Source organism: Parahaemophilus parainfluenzae, assembly GCF_001053575.1.
Lineage (GTDB): Bacteria > Pseudomonadota > Gammaproteobacteria > Enterobacterales > Pasteurellaceae > Haemophilus_D > Haemophilus_D parainfluenzae_S.
The window spans coordinates 30758-48736 of record NZ_JVSL01000009.1 but is presented as its reverse complement, the minus strand read 5'-3'; the positions used below and the strand labels follow the sequence as shown (position 1 = coordinate 48736).

General features: G+C 39.4%; 19 protein-coding genes. 10 read left to right on the top strand and 9 right to left on the bottom strand.

Annotated elements, in window-relative coordinates:
• From fdxH to fdhE, 3 genes are read left to right on the top strand one after another with little or no spacing between them, the layout of a single operon-like run.
• Nucleotides 1–933 carry a formate dehydrogenase subunit beta gene (gene fdxH, locus AC979_RS00470; RefSeq protein ID WP_049366835.1) on the top strand — a complete coding sequence of 311 codons (933 nt, stop codon included), beginning with the start codon at nucleotides 1–3 and terminating at the stop codon, nucleotides 931–933.
• On the top strand, nucleotides 926–1642 hold the full coding sequence (locus tag AC979_RS00465; RefSeq protein ID WP_049372420.1) for a formate dehydrogenase subunit gamma: 717 nt from the start codon (nucleotides 926–928) through the stop codon (nucleotides 1640–1642). The genes fdxH and AC979_RS00465 overlap by 8 nt, the downstream gene beginning before the upstream one ends.
• Nucleotides 1643–1702: 60 nt before the next feature.
• Nucleotides 1703–2611, top strand: coding sequence for a formate dehydrogenase accessory protein FdhE (fdhE, locus tag AC979_RS00460; RefSeq protein WP_049372419.1), 909 nt, complete (start codon nucleotides 1703–1705; stop codon nucleotides 2609–2611).
• A gap of 55 nt (nucleotides 2612–2666) precedes the next feature.
• Here the strand turns inward: fdhE and rimI are convergent, their stop codons facing one another.
• From rimI to AC979_RS00445, 3 genes are read right to left on the bottom strand one after another with little or no spacing between them, the layout of a single operon-like run.
• The gene (gene rimI / locus AC979_RS00455) at nucleotides 2667–3107 is read right to left on the bottom strand and encodes a ribosomal protein S18-alanine N-acetyltransferase (protein WP_049372439.1); all 441 of its coding nucleotides are present in this window, start codon (nucleotides 3105–3107) and stop codon (nucleotides 2667–2669) included.
• A gap of 5 nt (nucleotides 3108–3112) precedes the next feature.
• Entirely contained in the window at nucleotides 3113–3517 is a 405-nt protein-coding gene (locus AC979_RS00450; protein ID WP_049370172.1) for a DNA polymerase III subunit psi, read from the bottom strand.
• 3 nt (nucleotides 3518–3520) lie between these two features.
• Nucleotides 3521–4111, bottom strand: a complete 591-nt coding sequence (locus AC979_RS00445; protein WP_049372418.1) for a hypothetical protein — start codon at nucleotides 4109–4111, stop codon at nucleotides 3521–3523.
• 87 nt (nucleotides 4112–4198) lie between these two features.
• Between AC979_RS00445 and rsmC the strand changes: the two genes are divergently transcribed.
• Nucleotides 4199–5191, top strand: coding sequence for a 16S rRNA (guanine(1207)-N(2))-methyltransferase RsmC (gene rsmC, locus AC979_RS00440; RefSeq protein WP_049372417.1), 993 nt, complete (start codon nucleotides 4199–4201; stop codon nucleotides 5189–5191).
• Nucleotides 5192–5201: 10 nt separating this feature from the next.
• Complete coding sequence (locus AC979_RS00435) at nucleotides 5202–5699, top strand: YbhB/YbcL family Raf kinase inhibitor-like protein (protein ID WP_049372416.1); 498 nt, start codon at nucleotides 5202–5204, stop codon at nucleotides 5697–5699.
• A gap of 76 nt (nucleotides 5700–5775) precedes the next feature.
• Here AC979_RS00435 and AC979_RS00430 read toward each other — a convergent pair whose 3' ends face one another.
• Nucleotides 5776–6129 carry a DUF496 family protein gene (locus AC979_RS00430; RefSeq protein WP_049372415.1) on the bottom strand — a complete coding sequence of 118 codons (354 nt, stop codon included), beginning with the start codon at nucleotides 6127–6129 and terminating at the stop codon, nucleotides 5776–5778.
• A 178-nt stretch (nucleotides 6130–6307) separates the two neighbouring features.
• Here AC979_RS00430 and serC point away from each other — a divergent pair, with 178 nt between their 5' ends.
• Both serC and hisC read left to right on the top strand, forming a co-directional pair.
• Nucleotides 6308–7390 carry a 3-phosphoserine/phosphohydroxythreonine transaminase gene (serC, locus tag AC979_RS00425; protein WP_049372414.1) on the top strand — a complete coding sequence of 361 codons (1083 nt, stop codon included), beginning with the start codon at nucleotides 6308–6310 and terminating at the stop codon, nucleotides 7388–7390.
• A 64-nt stretch (nucleotides 7391–7454) separates the two neighbouring features.
• The gene (hisC, locus tag AC979_RS00420) at nucleotides 7455–8558 is read left to right on the top strand and encodes a histidinol-phosphate transaminase (protein ID WP_049372413.1); all 1104 of its coding nucleotides are present in this window, start codon (nucleotides 7455–7457) and stop codon (nucleotides 8556–8558) included.
• Between the two features lie 40 nt (nucleotides 8559–8598).
• Here the strand turns inward: hisC and AC979_RS00415 are convergent, their stop codons facing one another.
• The 4 genes from AC979_RS00415 to gshAB form a co-directional block, all read right to left on the bottom strand.
• A complete protein-coding gene (locus tag AC979_RS00415; protein WP_049372412.1) occupies nucleotides 8599–9384 on the bottom strand; it encodes a Cof-type HAD-IIB family hydrolase in 786 nt (261 codons plus the stop codon).
• Between the two features lie 18 nt (nucleotides 9385–9402).
• On the bottom strand, nucleotides 9403–9867 hold the full coding sequence (gene ybeY, locus AC979_RS00410; RefSeq protein ID WP_049372411.1) for an rRNA maturation RNase YbeY: 465 nt from the start codon (nucleotides 9865–9867) through the stop codon (nucleotides 9403–9405).
• Between the two features lies 1 nt (nucleotide 9868).
• Nucleotides 9869–10957, bottom strand: a complete 1089-nt coding sequence (locus tag AC979_RS00405) for a PhoH family protein (protein ID WP_049372410.1) — start codon at nucleotides 10955–10957, stop codon at nucleotides 9869–9871.
• 98 nt (nucleotides 10958–11055) lie between these two features.
• A complete protein-coding gene (gshAB, locus tag AC979_RS00400) occupies nucleotides 11056–13329 on the bottom strand; it encodes a bifunctional glutamate--cysteine ligase GshA/glutathione synthetase GshB (protein WP_049372409.1) in 2274 nt (757 codons plus the stop codon).
• 206 nt (nucleotides 13330–13535) lie between these two features.
• Between gshAB and AC979_RS00395 the strand changes: the two genes are divergently transcribed.
• From AC979_RS00395 to AC979_RS00385, 3 genes are all read left to right on the top strand, one after another.
• Nucleotides 13536–14534, top strand: a complete 999-nt coding sequence (locus AC979_RS00395; protein WP_049355936.1) for an iron ABC transporter substrate-binding protein — start codon at nucleotides 13536–13538, stop codon at nucleotides 14532–14534.
• Between the two features lie 84 nt (nucleotides 14535–14618).
• The gene (locus tag AC979_RS00390) at nucleotides 14619–16139 is read left to right on the top strand and encodes an ABC transporter permease (RefSeq protein WP_049370161.1); all 1521 of its coding nucleotides are present in this window, start codon (nucleotides 14619–14621) and stop codon (nucleotides 16137–16139) included.
• A gap of 13 nt (nucleotides 16140–16152) precedes the next feature.
• Nucleotides 16153–17205: an ABC transporter ATP-binding protein gene (locus tag AC979_RS00385; protein WP_049370160.1), complete on the top strand. Its 1053-nt coding sequence runs from the start codon at nucleotides 16153–16155 to the stop codon at nucleotides 17203–17205.
• Nucleotides 17206–17243: 38 nt separating this feature from the next.
• On the opposite strand, the gene AC979_RS00380 is transcribed toward AC979_RS00385, so the two are convergent.
• On the bottom strand, nucleotides 17244–17963 hold the full coding sequence (locus AC979_RS00380) for a TerC family protein (protein ID WP_049372408.1): 720 nt from the start codon (nucleotides 17961–17963) through the stop codon (nucleotides 17244–17246).
• Between the last annotated feature and the right edge of the window lie 16 nt (nucleotides 17964–17979).

Sequence of the window (17979 nt, the reverse complement as noted above, 5' to 3'; positions counted from 1 at the left end):
ATGGCAGGAAGTGGTCAAGGCGTTCAATCGCAAGACATTATCAAGGTCTCCGCTACGTCTGGTTTAACACCAGCACCTCAAGCGCGTGATCATAAAGTTGAAGTAGCAAAATTAATCGATGTATCCACCTGTATCGGTTGTAAAGCCTGTCAGGTGGGCTGTTCAGAGTGGAATGACATCCGTTCTGATGTTAATGCTCAATGTGTGGGGATCTACGATAACCCTGTAGATCTCAATGCAAAAGCATGGACGGTAATGCGCTTTAACGAAGTTGAAGAAAATGATCGTTTAGAATGGTTAATCCGTAAAGATGGTTGTATGCACTGTTCAGAACCAGGCTGTTTAAAAGCTTGTCCTGCACCAGGCGCAATTATCCAATATGCAAACGGTATTGTGGATTTCCAATCTGATAAATGTATCGGTTGTGGTTACTGTATCGCAGGTTGTCCGTTCAACATTCCACGTATGAACCCAGAAGACAACCGAGTATACAAATGTACCCTTTGTGTGGATCGTGTTTCTGTGGGTCAAGAACCGGCTTGCGTGAAAACATGTCCAACCGGTGCAATTCGTTTTGGTTCTAAAGAAGAGATGAAACTCTACGCAGAACAACGTGTTGCTGACTTAAAATCACGTGGTTACGAAAACGCAGGTATCTACGACCCTGAAGGCGTAGGTGGTACACACGTAATGTATGTATTACACCATGCGGATAAACCTGAACTTTATTCTGGTCTTCCAAAAGATCCAAAAGTTGACCTTACCGTCACCCTTTGGAAAGATGTATTGAAACCGGTAGCGGCTGTAGCAATGGGTGGTCTAGCACTTGCTGAAATCGCTCACTACTTAGCTGTAGGTCCAAACGTTGAAGAAGATGTAGAAGATCATCACCATGAATTTGAAGAAGATAAAAAAGGAGGCAAAGATGAGTAAGATTGAGATTAGCAATGATACTCGAATCATTCGTCATAGAACGCCTGCTCGTTTTAGCCACTGGTTACTCGTAATCTGCTTCTTTATGACGATGTTCACTGGTGTGGCATTCTTCTTCCCAGATTTTGCGTGGTTAACTGAGATTTTAGGTACGCCACAACTGGCTCGAGCAATTCACCCGTTCACTGGTATCATTATGTTCGTTGCCTTTATTTTCCTCGGCTATCTTTACTGGGATCACAACATCCCAGAGAAAAACGATATTCGTTGGTTAAAAGGCATCGTTGAAGTATTAAAAGGGAATGAGCACGCTGTTGCAGATAACGGCAAGTATAACCTTGGTCAAAAAATGTTATTCTGGACATTGAACTTGGCGATGGTCACTTTACTTGTAACCGGTATCATTATGTGGCGTCAATATTTCTCACACTACTTCTCTATTCCGGTATTGCGTTTTGCGATTTTCCTTCACTCTTTAAGTGCATTCATGTTGTTCACTGGTATTTTGGTACACATGTACATGGCATTCTGGATTAAAGGATCTATTCGCGGTATCGTGGAAGGTTGGGTAACAGTTCGCTGGGCGAAAAAACACCACCCGAAATGGTATCGAGAGGAAGTACTTCCTAAGCTAGAAGAAGACCTAGAAAATGAAGCTGAAGGTAAAAAAGTAAAAACCAAAGCATTGTTTAAAGGTATCAATGGCTAAAATCAAAAAGTGCGGTTAAAATTGACCGCACTTTTTCTTATCAATACTTAAGAGACTATTATGAGTATCAAAATCTTATCTGCAGACGAAATCAAACAAAAAAAGAATTCATACGATATTCCACCTGTTTTGTTTGCTAACCCTAAAAATCTTTATCAACGTCGTGCAAAACGTTTAAGAGAATTAGCGAAAGATCATCCATTGGCTGATTATTTACTCTTTGCTGCAGATGTTGTAGAAAGCCAATTAAGCGTATTTGAAAAAAATCCATTAGAAAAACAGTCATTCGATAACTTAAATGAAATCGAGCCGTTAAATGCTAAAACATTTAAACGATCAGGCATTTGGATTGAATATCTCAAAGAAATTTTACATAGCATTAAACCAAAAGCAAATGAACAGGTTACTGCTACTATTGAAAATCTTGAAAAAGCCTCAGAGAAAGAGCTTGAAGAGATGGCTACTCATCTTTTAAGCCAAGAATTTAATTTAGTGAGCACTGATAAAGCTGTCTTTATCTGGGCTGCACTTTCTCTTTATTGGTTACAATTGGCTCAACAAATTCCTCATAACAGCCGCCAAGAAGGCACAGATAACCTGCATTACTGCCCTGTTTGTGGTTCTGCTCCTGTTGCAAGTGTGGTGCATATCGGCACCTCACAAGGCTTACGCTATTTACACTGTAGCCTTTGTGAAAGCGAATGGAATTTAGTCCGAGCTCAATGTACTAATTGTAATGAACACAAAAATCTTGAAATGTGGTCATTAAATGAAGAGCTTGCTCTTGTTCGTGCGGAAACCTGTGGCGATTGCCAAAGCTATTTAAAAATCATGTTCCAAGAAAAAGATCCGAACGTTGAAGCGGTAGCGGATGATTTGGCATCTATTTTCTTAGATATTGAAATGGAAGAAAAAGGCTTCGCACGCAGTGGATTAAATCCATTTGTCTTCCCTGCAGAAGAAGTGTAATGTCTTACTTTTCAGATAAACAAAGTGCGGTCAAAATTGACCGCACTTTTGCATTCTAGAGATAACATGCCATCACAACAGCATTTTCTCGTCCACCATCTGGTTTTGGATAATAATTCTTACGAATATCAACCTCATTAAATCCCAGCTTTTCATAAAGGAAACGAGCCGGATTCGACTCTCGTACTTCCAGCCAAAGGGTTTGAATACCTTTCTCTTTAAGCTCACTCATTAAACCTTGCAATAAAAATGAACCGTAGCCCTTTCCTTGTTGAACCGGATCTATCGCAATATTGAATAATGTGGCTTCATCTAATACCGTCTGGCAAATGGTAAAACCAAGTACTTGCTCTTTTTCCATTAATTTCAAATTGAGATAACGCTCGCCGACATTATTTTTCAATGTTCCCAATGACCAAGGCACAAGGTGTGCTGCTTGTTCAATTTCATATAAGCGATCCATATCGCATTCTTCAATAGGAAAAAGAGAAGGCATCATGATTAAATTTGTTGGATTTGTTGCCAAAGCTCACGCTTAGCTTGGCTATCTTGCTGGAATTGTTGCCAATCAACAGAGCGATAAACACGCTCGGCATTTAAGCAATAAGGCAAAGTGCGGTCGATTTCATCTACATTTTCAGCTAATAACCAATACCGCACAGAATGTTGTAATGTGATATGTTGAATTTGATCGAAATTCAGGCAAAGGCAATCTTCTTTGTTTAACTCGAGTGCCAGTCGAACATCTGAAAAAAGTGGAGAGTTCGATACGTTATCTTTCGCCACCACAATAAATTTTACTTGTTCAGACACACTCACACCAACCGCCCCTTGTAATACTTCTGGGCGATGGAGCTGCCAACGGGTTACCCCCATTTCATTTAAAAGAAGATTGCGTCTATCCATAGATTAACGAGCGATAGTATCTAACGGATAATCTCTTAAACCTTTAACAATCGCTTGTTCTTGCGCTTCAGTTGGTTTTTCTTGATACGCTTTTAAGCTACGGAAAGAAAGAATATTTTTTGCTTGATAAACCACGGCGATAAAACGTTGGAAATCTTTACCATCACAAGTATAGTAAACATCTGAAGCGTTACCAATTGTTTTTAACTCACATACCTTTTTGTTTGCATCAAGGTATTTTGTCGTTAATGCCGGAACATGTGAAACATCTTTTAGATAATAGGTTTCGCTCATAATGAATTTACGATTGCTACGATCTACATTCGCCGCACCACTTAAGAAACGCGGATCTTCTGATTTATCGAAGGCTTTCGTTTGTTTATAGAATTTCTCACCGTTGAAGGTGACTTCTTGGTTACCTTTTTTAATGCGCTCAAACTGTGCATCTAAGCTTTGTGCTTGTGCTGCAGGCAATTCAACTGTTGAACTAGTTGGTAAGGTTGAAGGTTTTTGCTTGCTACCTTGAATTTGTTCGATTAATTGACAGCCGGACAATAAACTTGCCATGGCGACTGCTGTGATGATTTTTTTCATAAATAATTCCTTAATAAATACGTTTAAATCGTTTTCTTTTGTTAGAATAACACGTAATTTTAACCAATAAACCACAGGATTTAAAGCGTGATTTCTCTCGAAAGCGAAGTTTTACAACGCCATCTTCCCCTTTTTAGCGGTAAATCAATTCTTCTTGCCGGCGGCATTAATGATGATTTCCCTCAAACATTGCAAAAATATTGCCAATCTGTGCAGGTTTGGAGTTGGTATTTTGATTATGCCAAAACCCAACGTGCGGTCAATTTTGAAGTTGAATTTCAGCCGCAAGCCGATTTGATTATTTATTATTGGACGAAGAATAAACAAGAAGTGAATTTTCAGCTGATGCAACTACTCGCCAAAAGTAAAATTGGTCAAGAAGTGTTGATTATCGGTGAAAATCGTTGTGGCGTCCGTTCAGCTGAAAAACTGCTTGAACCTTACGGTGAGATTGGCAAAATCGACTCAGCTCGTCGTTGCGGTTTATACCATTTTTCCTTACAAAAACAACCACACTTTGATCTTCAATCTTATTGGAAATGCTACCAAAATGATGCATTAGGCGATCTCCGTATTTACAGCTTGCCGGGTGTATTTAGTGCCAATGAACTTGATAGTGGCACGTCACTTCTACTTTCTACTTTAACGTCACCAATTCAAGGCAAAGTATTAGACGTTGGTTGTGGGGCGGGTGTCATTGGTTCAATGATCAAAAAACATCATTCTAAAGCGGATGTCACAATGACTGATATTCATGCAATGGCAATTCAATCTGCTCGTCAAACGCTTGCTGAAAATCAGCTTGAAGGTCAGGTTGTCGCAAGTGATGTGTTTTCCCACATTGAGGGAAAATTTGATCTGATCATATCAAACCCGCCTTTCCACGATGGAGTCGATACCGCCTATCGTGTGGTGAAAGAACTTATTCAACAAGCAAAATGGCATTTAACGGCAGGCGGAGAACTGCGTATCGTTGCTAATGCATTTCTCCCCTATCCCGATTTATTAGCACAACATTTCGGTAAGTTTGATGTACTTGCTCAAACCTCCAAATTTAAAGTATATTCCGTGAGAAATTAAGGAGAAAACAATGTTTGTAACCAGTTCAGCCATTCAAAATGGCGCTTTTGAAGACAAATATGGCAAACGCGGCACACAATTTAGCCCAAATGGTATGCCAACCTACTCTATCCCGTTTGAAATTCACGATGCCCCTCAAGGTACCAAATCTTTTGCGATTGTTTTAGAAGATAAAGATGCCATTACTGCTAGCGGTTTTGTTTGGATTCATTGGCTCATTGCAGATCTTGAACGTACAGTTATTCAAGAAAATGAAAGCCAAACCGCAACAGATTATGTGCAGGGTGTAAACACTTGGGCGAGTAAATTAGGTCAATTTGATATTGAAGAAGCCTCATTCTATGGCGGTATGGCACCACCAAACTGTTTACACCGTTATGAGCTTATTGTGTATGCACTCGATACCAAACTAAACCTCAAACCGGGATTCCGTTTTAATGATCTGCATTTTGCGATTCAAGGGCATATTTTGGATCAAGCTGTGATAATGGGCACCTATGATGTTTAATCATTTATAGCTCATTCTAAAAATACCATAAAAAATGACCGCACTTTATCGAAGTGCGGTCATTTATTTTGAGGGTTTATAATGTGATTTTATTTGATGAATCTTTCACTAATTTCGCGTGCGCTTTTTTCTGTTCTTTCATCTTATTGCTCGTTTCACGGCGTAAAGTAGAAAGTTCCGCATTGCGAATGTTATAATCATCCACACGACCTTCATAGTCATCACGCATATTTTCGATAATCGCACGAACATCTTCAATGCTCATATCATCACGAATATATTGATTTAAGTTATCTAATAATAAGACACGTTTTTGGTTATCACGAATTTTACGGTTGTTGTCTTCAATGTCACGCTTAAGTTTATTTTTTAAACGATATAAACGCACATACTCTAATACTTCTTGGAAGGATTTATTTACATTTCCCATGATCGACTCTCTCAAAGTTAAAAATAAACTTCGGGTAATGTAGCCTTTTTTTTCGTCCCCGTCAAAAGCTTAAATTTAAATTGATGGATTAGATCAAAAAACTGTTTGATTTAGTTGATTATCCTATTCGGTAGTGGTAAAAATGAAGAATCTATTCAAAATAAAATAAGGAAACACAATGTCAAAAGTCTTTAATTTTAGTGCTGGTCCAGCCATGATTTTCCCTGAGGTACTACACAAAGCACAATCTGAGCTAACTAACTGGCTTGGTCAAGGTGTGTCTGTAATGGAAGTCAGCCACCGTGGCAAATATTTTATGGAATTGATTACCCAAACAGAAAAAGATCTGCGCGAAGTGTATAACATTCCAGATAACTATCGCGTGTTATTCCTACAAGGTGGGGCTCGTGGTCAATTTGCAGCCTTACCGATGAACTTAATTGGTGAGAAAGGCAAAGCACTTTATTTAAATAGCGGTCACTGGTCTGCAACTGCAGCGAAAGAAGCGCGTAACTTTGCTGAAATTGATGAAATTACCATTGTAGAAAATGGTGATCACACACGCATCACCAATCTTGATTTCAGTGACATTGCGGAACAATACGATTACGTTCACTATTGTCCAAATGAAACGATTAGCGGTGTTGAAATTTTTGATGTACCGAATGTAGGCAATGCGGTGCTTGTAGCAGATATGTCATCTAATGTTCTCTCTCGTGAAATTGATATTAGCAAATTTGGTGTTATTTATGCCGGTGCACAAAAAAATCTTGGTCCTGCAGGGATTACACTCGTCATTATTCGCGATGATTTAATTGGTCATGCACGCCAAGCAACGCCATCAATTTGGAACTATGCCACACAACGTGATGCAGACTCCATGATCAATACACCACCAACATTTGCTTGGTATCTCTGTTCATTGGTCTTCAAACATATTCAAGCAATCGGTGGCTTAAAAGAAATTGCAAAACGTAATGCAGTGAAAGCACAAACCCTTTATGACTACATTGATAGCAGTAAACTCTATCGTAACGTAGTGGCTAAAGAAAACCGTTCAACCATGAATGTGACATTCGTAACAGGTAATCCTGAACTTGATGCTAAATTTGTCGCAGAATCTACAGCTGCCGGTCTTCAAGCTTTAAAAGGTCACAAAGTGTTAGGTGGTATGCGCGCCTCTATCTATAACGCGATGCCATTAGAAGGCGTACAAGCGCTCATTGAATTCATGAAAAAATTTGAAGCTGAAAATAGCTAATTATCTGATTCATTAAACTCAACGTGCGGGCTGAAAGGCCCGCTCGTTTTTATAAGGAAAGCATATGCAATACATCAACGTCGCCAATCAAGGCGTTAAATCTCTTTCACCTTACCAAGCTGGAAAACCCATCGAAGAACTCGAACGCGAACTAGGCATTACTAATATCGTTAAACTTGCCTCAAATGAAAACCCTTTCGGTTTTCCTGAAAGTGCGAAAAAAGCCATTCAAGCCCAACTTGATCATTTAACTCGCTACCCTGATGCGAATGGTTTTGAACTTAAAGCAGCTATTGCGAAAAAATTTGGTGTGCAACCAAACCAAATCACCCTTGGCAATGGTTCTAACGATTTATTAGAGCTCTTTGCTCATACCTTTGCGGGTGAACATGATGAAGTGATTTATTCACAATATGCTTTTATTGTTTACCCTTTAGTGACCAAAGCCATTAACGCCGTTGCAAAAGAAATTCCTGCTAAAGATTGGGGACACGATTTAAACGGATTTTTGACCGCACTTTCAGATAAAACCAAGCTGATTTTTATTGCCAATCCAAACAACCCGACCGGGAATTTCTTAACAGAAGCTGAATTGGATGCCTTCTTGGCCAAAGTACCTGAAAACGTAATTGTGGTATTAGATGAAGCTTATACTGAATTTACCCATCCTAGTGAACGGGTTAATTCTTTTGCGTTACTGGAAAAATACCCAAACCTTATCGTTTCTCGATCCCTATCAAAAGCTTATGGACTTGCGGGTTTACGCATTGGCTACGCGGTCTCTAATCCTGAAATTGCAGATTTATTAAATCGTGTTCGTCAGCCATTTAACTGTAATAGTCTTGCTTTGACCAGTGCAATTGCGGTGATGAACGATGATGCCTTTGTCGAAAAAGTGGCTGAAAATAATCGCCAAGAAATGAAACGTTATGAAGCCTTCTGTCAACAATATGGCTTAGACTTTATTCCGTCTAAAGGTAACTTTATTACCATTGATTTTAAACAGCCTGCCGCACCAATTTATGATGCATTATTACGTGAAGGCGTCATTGTTCGCCCAATTGCAGGCTATGGCATGCCAAATCACTTACGTATCAGTATTGGCTTACCACAAGAAAATGACAAATTTTTTACTGCACTCGTTAAAGTGCTGAATTTAGGAAAATAAAAATAAGGCGCTTTCTTTTAACGAGAAAGCGCCTTTTTATTTATTCAGGGAAAATCTCATTCAATATCAATGCAATCCCATCATCATTATGCGAAGCGGTGACGCGATTGGCGGCTTTTTTAATCTCATCGGGAGCATTGCCCATTGCCACGCCTAATCCCACGCTTTCTAACATATCTAAATCGTTAAAGTTATCACCGAAAGCGACACATTCTTCCATCTTCACATGAAAATAATCTTCAAGAAAACGTACCGCGTTACCTTTTGTCGCGGATTTATGCATCACTTCAAGGAAATTCGCATGAGAACGGCAAATACTTAAATGCGGGAATTTCTCTTTCAAGATTTGCTCAATAGCAATCACTTCATCTGTTTCACCAATGATTTGAATTTTATGTGGAGAATAGACCGCACTTTCATCATAAGGATCAATCTGAATGCCTGTCACGCTACGTTCATAAATCACCCATTTATTATCCAAATCGCGAGCGACGCAATCATCATAGGTATAATAATTGACACCTAACGCAGGATGATCTGCTAATACTTGGTTAATGGCTTGAATATCAGCGTGATCAATTTGTACCGAATAAATAGGCGTGGCGTTTTTATCTAAAATCAAGGCGCCACTAAATGCCACGATGATATTGTAATTTTCAATGAGTTTCGCATAAGGCCAAATACCTAGCGGCGAACGAGCAGAGATTGGTGTAAATGGAATACCTTGTTTTGTAATGCGTTGAAGTGCATCTAAGGTTTTAGGCGAAATTCGATGATCCGACGTTAATAAGGTACCATCAAAATCGCTGAATACGGCTCTATACATAATTGCTCCAAATAGTCATTATTTTTCGGAAAGGTAAGGATCGGCAAAGCCTAAACTCTGCATAATTTCAGTTTCTAAACTTTCCATTTCTTCTGCTTCATCATCTTCAATGTGATCGTAACCAAGTAAATGTAAGCTACCATGCACTATCATATGCGCCCAATGCGCCATTAAAGGCTTTTCTTGCTCGATAGCTTCGCGTTCTACTACCTGACGACAAATCACCAAATCGCCCAACAACGGCAACTCCACTTCATCAGGACATTCAAAAGGGAAAGACAACACATTGGTTGGACGATCTTTACCACGATAAGTCAAATTCAAGTCATGACTTTCCGCTTCATCCACAATACGTACTGTCATTTCAACATTATCACTTTCTGGTTGAACTGCAGCGGTTGCCCATTGCAGAATTTGCGCTTCTGATGGCAAGCCTTCTGTATTTTCACAGGCCAGTTGCAAATCGATAATCATATTGCCCATGTTATTCTCCTAAATTCGTTTCATTTTCTGACCGCACTTTTTGCTCACGTTCTGCTCGACGCTGCGCTGCGATTTCTTGGCGACGAATTTCATCTTGAGCTTCCCATTCTTCGTAAGCTTGCACCACTTTTGCCACCACAGGATGTCGTACAATATCTTTACTCTCAAAATAGTTAAAGCTCAATTCTGACACTTTGCTTAATACTTCCATAGCGTGACGTAAACCCGATTTTGTGCTTCGCGGTAAATCGATTTGAGTCACATCCCCTGTAATCACGGCTTTGGAATTAAAACCAATACGGGTTAAAAACATTTTCATTTGTTCGACCGTCGTATTTTGGCTTTCATCTAGAATGATAAAGCTGTCATTGAGTGTACGCCCACGCATATAAGCTAATGGCGCGATTTCAATCACATTACGCTCCATTAATTTTTGTACACGTTCAAAGCCAAGCATTTCAAATAACGCATCATAAAGTGGTCGTAAATAAGGTTCAATTTTTTGGCCTAAATCACCCGGCAAGAAACCTAATTTTTCGCCTGCTTCCACCGCAGGACGAGTCAGCAAAATGCGACGAATTTCTTGACGTTCTAATGCCTCGACAGCCGCTGCTACGGCTAAAAAAGTTTTCCCCGTTCCAGCAGGTCCAATCCCAAAACTAATATCGTGCGTAAGAATATTGTGTAAATATTGAATTTGATTTTCACCACGCGGTTTAATCAAACCTCGCTTGGTTTTAATTGTGGTGCTATAGACGTGATTTTCACTGCGTGACTCACTGCCTTCTTGCGATAACATTCTGCTCTCTTGCAAGGCAATATGCACATCTTCCAAATCAAGTTCTTTCACTTTCTCCTTAATTGGTGCTGTCTCTACATATAATGCCTGGATTAATTTAGCCGCACGCTCAATTAATTGCTCATGATGAGGTTTCGGACTTTCATCGTTAGATTTCACCGTGAAAGTAAAATTATTGCGGGAAATATTGAGGTTAAATTCTTTTTCAATCAGTTTGATATTTTCATCGAATGCACCGCAAAGGGATTGCAGACGATCATTTTCTTGAGGTTCTAAGGTAAAAGTTGTCATTAAATTTCATTTTAGAATTGTGAATACTGTTTCCATTTTAGCCTAATTACGATGAATGTAAAACGGGCTTCACCAACTGATGAAGCCCGATAACCAAATTAAGGCAATTCAGGGAAAAGCATCTTAATCACATTCATTGTCAATCGTCGAGATTGTCCACTAAATGGGAAAATATGCATCATCATCATAGGATTAAAGTTTGCCTCAATCACACCCCACGAACGTAAACTCGGTTCTGCCGGCTGTTTCAAATCAGGAATAATTAAATCTACACCACAAACTTCCGCCCCCATTGCCTTGCTAATCCCTACCGCAATTTCTTTGTAACTGGCATGCATTTCATCCGTCATATCAATAGAATCACCGCCTGTACTAATATTAGAATTCGCACGTAATTGAACAAGTTGATCTTTTGCAGGAATAGAATTCACGGTTAATCCTTGCTCCTTAAGCTGCAACTGCTCAATATCCCCCAATGCTATTTTTTTCAATGGCGTACGACTGCCATCGCCCCGTAAAGGGTGATCATTTTTAGCGGCAACTAATTCAGCAACGGTATGTACGCCATCTCCAATTACATTTGCTGGAACACGTAATAAGACGGCTAACGTTTGATCACCCAGCACAAAGAAACGATATTCAGTGCCAAGTAGATAATCTTCAACCATGATCTCTTTATCTTCACGGAAAGCAATCTCTACTGCTTTTGCAAAATCATCTCTATCCGTTACACCTTGTTGGAAAATACTGATTCCTAAACCAAAATTCGTTGATTTTGGCTTAATCACGACAGCTCGATTCTCAAAAAGTGGGAAATTTTCGACCGCACTTTTCACATCGGTAAACTCGATGCTTTGCGGTACATTAAATCCGGCTTTCGATAACACTTTCTTCGTCACCACTTTATTTTCCATGATGAGCGGGGAAATATAGCTATCGTGAGAAGTCATATTACCGTTTTTCACATATTCCAAATGATCGCCAAATTGAAGACTGATAAATTGATCGCGTTCATCTAAAATCTCAATCTTTAGCCCTTTTTGGATTGCATCAAACAATAACGCTTGTGTGGACAGTTCCATATTATCAAACGCAGTTAATGCATAAAAACGTTCAAAGGCTTTTGCTTTATTAGATTGCGCAATATCGGCCCCTAATTGTTGGTAACTACCGACCTGTTCAATTGCCGCAACCACTTTTGCACAAAGCGTTTGGCTTGGATCCGCAAATTGTCCTAATTTGTCTTTAACAATCGTTTTAATCTCATCACTCACATTAAGTTGCTCAAGCATTTTGAGCATTTCAAGGAGGACTAATTCGCCTTCTACCGCATAAACGCTTTGCTGTCTTGGGTCTTCCCATGCCACTTCAGCAAGACATGCTTTGCCTAATTTTATACCTTCTTGATCAGCGGTATCATCAAGCCATGCCATTAACAAAATAAAATAATGAATGAATTTCGCGTCAGCGAGTTCCATTCCATAAGGTGCAAACGGATTGAGATCAAACAAACGAAATTCTAAATATTGAATTCCTTTTTGAAGTAAATCGCGCGCTTTTTTAGCGCCACGCAAACGTACGCTTGAGTAAAACTCTTTTTCCGCAATCAAATCACCCGATTTCACCCAGTGTTCTAACGTCTCAACATACTCTTGCAAACTGTCATAAGAGACGTGGATCTTCGGATCATTCACATAACCATATTTCCCTGAACGTAAACTCCGCACATATTGATGCGGTTTAAGGGGGGAATTGCCTCTGAAATATTTATCCTCTACCGTCGGTGTTGCAGAAAACAAGTAAAGTAAAATCCATTGATAGCGTAAGAAGTTCTTCGCTATTTTTAGGTAAAAATTATTTTGAAAATCAACCGCACTTTGTGTTTCATTTTGTGCATGAAATAAGGCATCAATAAACTTAGGGTCAATTTGAAAATTGTAATGAATACCACTGATCATTTGCTTATATTTACCGTAAGACTGGACTAAATGCTCACGATAAGCCACATCTTCCTGATTATCTAATTGTGCAACCTTAATTTGCTCTTCTGGTGGTAACCCTGCAGGCATACTAAAAGGAAAAATAAATTCATCCTCCGGTAAAGTTCGCAAAGTCACTTCATGAATGGCTGAAAGCCAACGTAATGTATCCTCTAATTTTTTCATCGGAGGGGTTACCAATTCCAACTGACTTTCTGCAAAATCAGTTTGAATATAAGGGTGAAAACGACGATTACCAAAAGCTTTAGGATGCGGTGACGTCACAATTGAACCATCTGCATATACCCGTTGACTTTCCTTTTCAATCCCAAACGACCCTTGCTGGAATAAGAGCTCTAAATGATGTTGTTTAATGATTTGCTGAATATTCATATCCGTCCTTATTAGAAATTTCTACTAGACATTATGTAGAAAAATCAACATAGGACGAAGTAAAAAAATAGAATGGGATATGAAATTTTGATATAAGAGAAAAACATCTGAGAATTATTTGCATTATCTCTTTTAAATATATTAGAATGGGACGAATTTTATTTTCAGAAAATGGGCGATTTGCCCGATAACATAAAGGAGTTTTCATGAAAATTAAGCACTTCCAAATTGCCGCACTAACCGGCTTAATGGCGTTTGCAGGATTCGCTTCTGCAGATATTACTGTTTACAATGGACAGCACAAAGAAGGTTCTCAAGCTGTTGCTGATGCATTTACCAAAGCAACGGGCATTAAAGTGACCTTAAACAGTGCTAAAAGTGATCAACTTGCAGGTCAATTAAAAGAAGAGGGCGATAAAACCCCTGCTGACGTATTCTTTTCTGAACAAACTGCACCTTTCGCTGCCCTGTCTGATGCGGGCTTATTAGAACCGCTTTCTGCAGATACTATTAAACAAACTGCACACAAGGGCGTTCCTGTTGCACCGAAAAAAGACTGGGTCGCATTAAGCGGTCGTTCTCGTGTTGTGGTTTACGATCACACTAAATTATCTGAAAAAGACATGGAAAAATCCGTGTTAGATTATGCAACACCAAAATGGAAAGATAAAATTGGTTACGTTCCAACTTCAGGCGCATTCTTAGAGCAAGTTGTTGCGATTACCAAATTAAAGGGTAAAGATGCCGCTCTTAAATGGTTAAAAGGCTTAAAAGAAAACGGTAAACTTTATGCGAAAAACAGCGTTGCTCTTCAAGCGGTTGAAAATGGTGAAGTACCCGCAGCGTTAATCAACAACTATTACTGGTATACACTTGCAAAAGAAAAAGGTGCTGATAACCTCAAAACACGTCTTTACTTCATTCGTCATCAAGATCCAGGTGCATTAGTGACCTATTCTGGTGCAGCGGTATTAAAAGGTTCTAAAAATAAAGAAGAAGCGAAAAAATTCGTTGATTTCTTAGCAAGTAAAGAAGGACAACAAGCGTTTGTTTCAGTACGTGCAGAATACCCACTTCGTACCGATGTGGTTTCTCCATTTAACATGGAACCTTATGCAAAATTAGAAGCGCCTGTTGTTTCGGCAACCACTGCTGAAGACAAAGACAACGCCAATAAACTTATTGAAGAAGCTGGTTTGAAATAAGTTTAATTTGCTATGCAATATAGGGCGTGTAATACACGCCCTTCTGTTATTTACTCTACACTAATATTTTCAAAGGATTTTTCTGTGTCTAATCGCCCACCTCGCTGGCTTATAGCCTTAATCGTGCTGATTAGTTTGCCATTATTACTCCCTTTTTTATATGTTATTGAGCGTGCTGCAGATGTCGGATTGGCTCGCAGCATTGAATTACTTTGGCGCCCAAGAATGTGGGAATTGCTCAGTAATACCCTACTTTTAATGGTATTTGTCACACTTTTTGCCATTATTCTCGGCACACTATGTGCGTTTTTATTAGAACGTTATCGCTTTTGGGGAAAAGGCTTTTTCCAAGTAGCCATGACGCTCCCTCTTTGTATTCCGGCTTTTGTCAGTTGTTTTACGTGGATCAGTCTTACCTTCAGAGTGGAAGGCTTCTGGGGAACCATCGGCATTATGACGCTGAGTTCTTTCCCGCTTGCTTATCTCCCTGTCGCGGCGACCTTAAAAAGACTCGACCGCTCTTTAGAAGAAGTGAGCCTTTCATTAGCTAAAAGCCATGCTTACACATTTTGGCATGCGATTTTTCCACAACTCAAACCCGCCATCGGTAGCAGCGTATTATTAATTGCGCTTCATATGTTGGTAGACTTTGGCGCCGTGTCTATTTTAAATTACCAAACCTTCACTACGGCAATTTTCCAAGAATATGAAATGGCCTTTAATAACAACACCGCCGCCTTACTTTCTGGTGTGTTAATGGTGATCTGTATCTTTGTTGTGATGGGGGAAATTCGTTTTAGAGGCACACAAACACTCTATCAAAGCGGCAAAGGCGTAATACGTCCGTATCCATTGAAAACCCTCTCAGCAGGAAAACAAATTTTAGTCGTAAGCTTTTTCACGACCATTTTTGTGCTCAGTATTGGTGTGCCGATTACTATGCTGATTTATTGGCTAACCGTGGGAAGTTCCATTGAAGGTGCGGTCGATTTTGGGGAATTTTTTACCGCCTTCACAAATTCACTGACTATATCAACACTGGGTGCAACACTTACCGTTATTTGTGCACTACCATTGGTATGGGCTGCGGTACGCTATCGCAGTAAATTGACGATTTGGCTTGATCGAATCCCTTATCTACTTCACGCTGTGCCAGGGCTTGTTATCGCATTATCATTGGTCTTCTTTACCATCAACTATGCCTATTCCCTTTATCAAACCTTTGCCATGGTTATCGTTGCCTACTTTATGCTTTATCTTCCAATGGCGCAAACGACCTTGCGTAGCTCGCTTGAACAAATGTCTAGTAACATTGAAAAGGTAGGGCAAAGCTTAGGCCGTAGCAACTTTTATATTTTCCGTACCTTAGTCATTCCAGCTATGTTACCGGGGATTGCGGCTGCCTTTGCTTTAGTATTTTTAAACTTAATGAAAGAGCTCACCGCAACCTTATTACTGACCCCTAATGACATTAAAACGCTTTCAACTGCGGTGTGGGAATACACCTCTGATGCACAATATGCGGCTGCAACGCCTTATGCCATTATGTTAGTGCTATTTTCAGGGATTCCTGTATTTTTACTGAAACGATACGGTTTTAAATAACGAGAAGATAAAAATGACAACATTACTCGACATTAAAAATTTGAATAAATCCTTTAACGGACACCAGGTTCTGCACAATATCTCTCTGCAATTAGAGAAAGGTGAAATTCTATTTCTTCTTGGCGCATCTGGTTGTGGAAAAACCACCTTATTGCGTAGTATTGCTGGTTTTGAACAACCAACAAGCGGTGAGATTTGGTTAAAGAATCAACCTATTTTTAAAGAAAATCTCAATGTGCCGACCCAGCAACGCAAATTAGGCTATGTGGTACAAGAAGGCGTGCTATTTCCTCATTTAAATGTTTACCGCAATATTGCTTATGGCTTAGGCGATGGCAAAGGGAAAACGGAAGAGGAAAAACAACGCATCGAAGAAGTGATGAAACTCACGGGTATTAGCAGCTTAGCGGACCGTTTCCCTCATCAGCTTTCTGGTGGTCAACAGCAACGTGTTGCACTTGCTCGAGCACTTGCACCAAGCCCTGAGTTAATCCTGTTTGATGAGCCATTTAGTGCGTTAGATGAACATCTAAGAAATCAAATTCGTTACGATATGTTACAAGTATTAAGAGAAAGTGGTTCCTCTGCCGTATTCGTGACCCATGATCGCGATGAAGCACTATGTCATGCTGACAAAATCGCAGTGATTCAAGAAGGGAAAATTCTCCAAATTGCGACACCTAAAACGCTCTATTGGTCACCTCAGTATTTGTCTATTGCTAAATTTATTGGGGACAGCATTATTCTTCCTGCAACATTAAAAAACGATAGCATCGCGACCTGTCAATTAGGTGAAATTGCCATCGAAAATAAAGGAAATGGCCATACGCAAGGGAAAGTGTTATTCCGCCCTGAGCAATTCTCTCTTGCGAAAAAAATCCAAGACCCGACCGCTTCTTTTAAAGGTGAGATTAAGCGAATTGAATCAAGAGGACGAGCTATCAATATTTGTATTGATGTTTGCGGTTATGAATTGAATATCAATGAAGATCTCATCAACGAATACCATACTGACGAACAAGTCACCATGTATTTGTATGGGAAAGGGGTATTCTATAATGACTAAAAAAAGGCGGAACACATTGTTCCGCCTTTTTATATGATTTAATGACCAAGTGATTTTCGCATTTTGATGTTGAGCATTTCAACTACTGTTGAGAAGCCCATTGCAAAGTAAATGTAGCCTTTTGGAATATGAATATCCAAACTTTCAGCAATTAAACTTACTCCAACTAAAATTAAGAATGCTAAGGCTAAAATCTTCAATGTCGGATGGGTATCAACAAAATTACCAATTGGTTTCGCTGCAAACATCATCACACCTACTGCAATCATAATTGCCAAAATCATCACTGGAAGGTGGTTTGCCATCCCTACCGCAGTAATCACTGAGTCTAAAGAAAACACAATATCTAAAATCGCAATTTGGATTAATACACCCAAATAACTGACTTTCTTCTTATTATTCTCTTCTTCATGATGTGATTCAGGATGCATCGCTTCTTTGATTTCACCTGTACTTTTCATAATCAGGAATAAGCCCCCAAGGAATAAAATCAAATCGCGACCCGAAATTTCCTGACCGACTAAAGTGAATAGTGGCTCCGTTAATTTCATCATCCAGGAAAGAGAAACAAGAAGTAAAATACGAGTAATCATCGCTAATCCAAGACCGATAATACGACCAGATTGGCGTTGATTCGCGGGTAAACGTCCTACTAAAATACTAATAAAAATAATGTTATCAATACCCAAGACGATTTCAAGAGCGGCCAAAGTAAGCAATGAAATCCATGCTTCAGGATCAACAAGCCATTCAAACATAATATGTTCCTATATA

Excerpts from the sequence above, each read along its gene's own strand:
- fdxH (WP_049366835.1), top strand. The coding sequence starts at position 1 with ATGGCAGGAAGTGGTCAAGGCGTTCAATCGCAAGACATTATCAAGGTC.
- AC979_RS00465 (WP_049372420.1), top strand. The coding sequence starts at position 926 with ATGAGTAAGATTGAGATTAGCAATGATACTCGAATCATTCGTCATAGA.
- fdhE (WP_049372419.1), top strand. The coding sequence starts at position 1,703 with ATGAGTATCAAAATCTTATCTGCAGACGAAATCAAACAAAAAAAGAAT.
- rimI (WP_049372439.1), bottom strand. The coding sequence starts at position 3,107 with ATGCCTTCTCTTTTTCCTATTGAAGAATGCGATATGGATCGCTTATAT.
- AC979_RS00450 (WP_049370172.1), bottom strand. The coding sequence starts at position 3,517 with ATGGATAGACGCAATCTTCTTTTAAATGAAATGGGGGTAACCCGTTGG.
- AC979_RS00445 (WP_049372418.1), bottom strand. The coding sequence starts at position 4,111 with ATGAAAAAAATCATCACAGCAGTCGCCATGGCAAGTTTATTGTCCGGC.
- AC979_RS00435 (WP_049372416.1), top strand. The coding sequence starts at position 5,202 with ATGTTTGTAACCAGTTCAGCCATTCAAAATGGCGCTTTTGAAGACAAA.
- AC979_RS00430 (WP_049372415.1), bottom strand. The coding sequence starts at position 6,129 with ATGGGAAATGTAAATAAATCCTTCCAAGAAGTATTAGAGTATGTGCGT.
- serC (WP_049372414.1), top strand. The coding sequence starts at position 6,308 with ATGTCAAAAGTCTTTAATTTTAGTGCTGGTCCAGCCATGATTTTCCCT.
- hisC (WP_049372413.1), top strand. The coding sequence starts at position 7,455 with ATGCAATACATCAACGTCGCCAATCAAGGCGTTAAATCTCTTTCACCT.
- AC979_RS00415 (WP_049372412.1), bottom strand. The coding sequence starts at position 9,384 with ATGTATAGAGCCGTATTCAGCGATTTTGATGGTACCTTATTAACGTCG.
- ybeY (WP_049372411.1), bottom strand. The coding sequence starts at position 9,867 with ATGGGCAATATGATTATCGATTTGCAACTGGCCTGTGAAAATACAGAA.
- AC979_RS00405 (WP_049372410.1), bottom strand. The coding sequence starts at position 10,957 with ATGACAACTTTTACCTTAGAACCTCAAGAAAATGATCGTCTGCAATCC.
- gshAB (WP_049372409.1), bottom strand. The coding sequence starts at position 13,329 with ATGAATATTCAGCAAATCATTAAACAACATCATTTAGAGCTCTTATTC.
- AC979_RS00395 (WP_049355936.1), top strand. The coding sequence starts at position 13,536 with ATGAAAATTAAGCACTTCCAAATTGCCGCACTAACCGGCTTAATGGCG.
- AC979_RS00385 (WP_049370160.1), top strand. The coding sequence starts at position 16,153 with ATGACAACATTACTCGACATTAAAAATTTGAATAAATCCTTTAACGGA.
- AC979_RS00380 (WP_049372408.1), bottom strand. The coding sequence starts at position 17,963 with ATGTTTGAATGGCTTGTTGATCCTGAAGCATGGATTTCATTGCTTACT.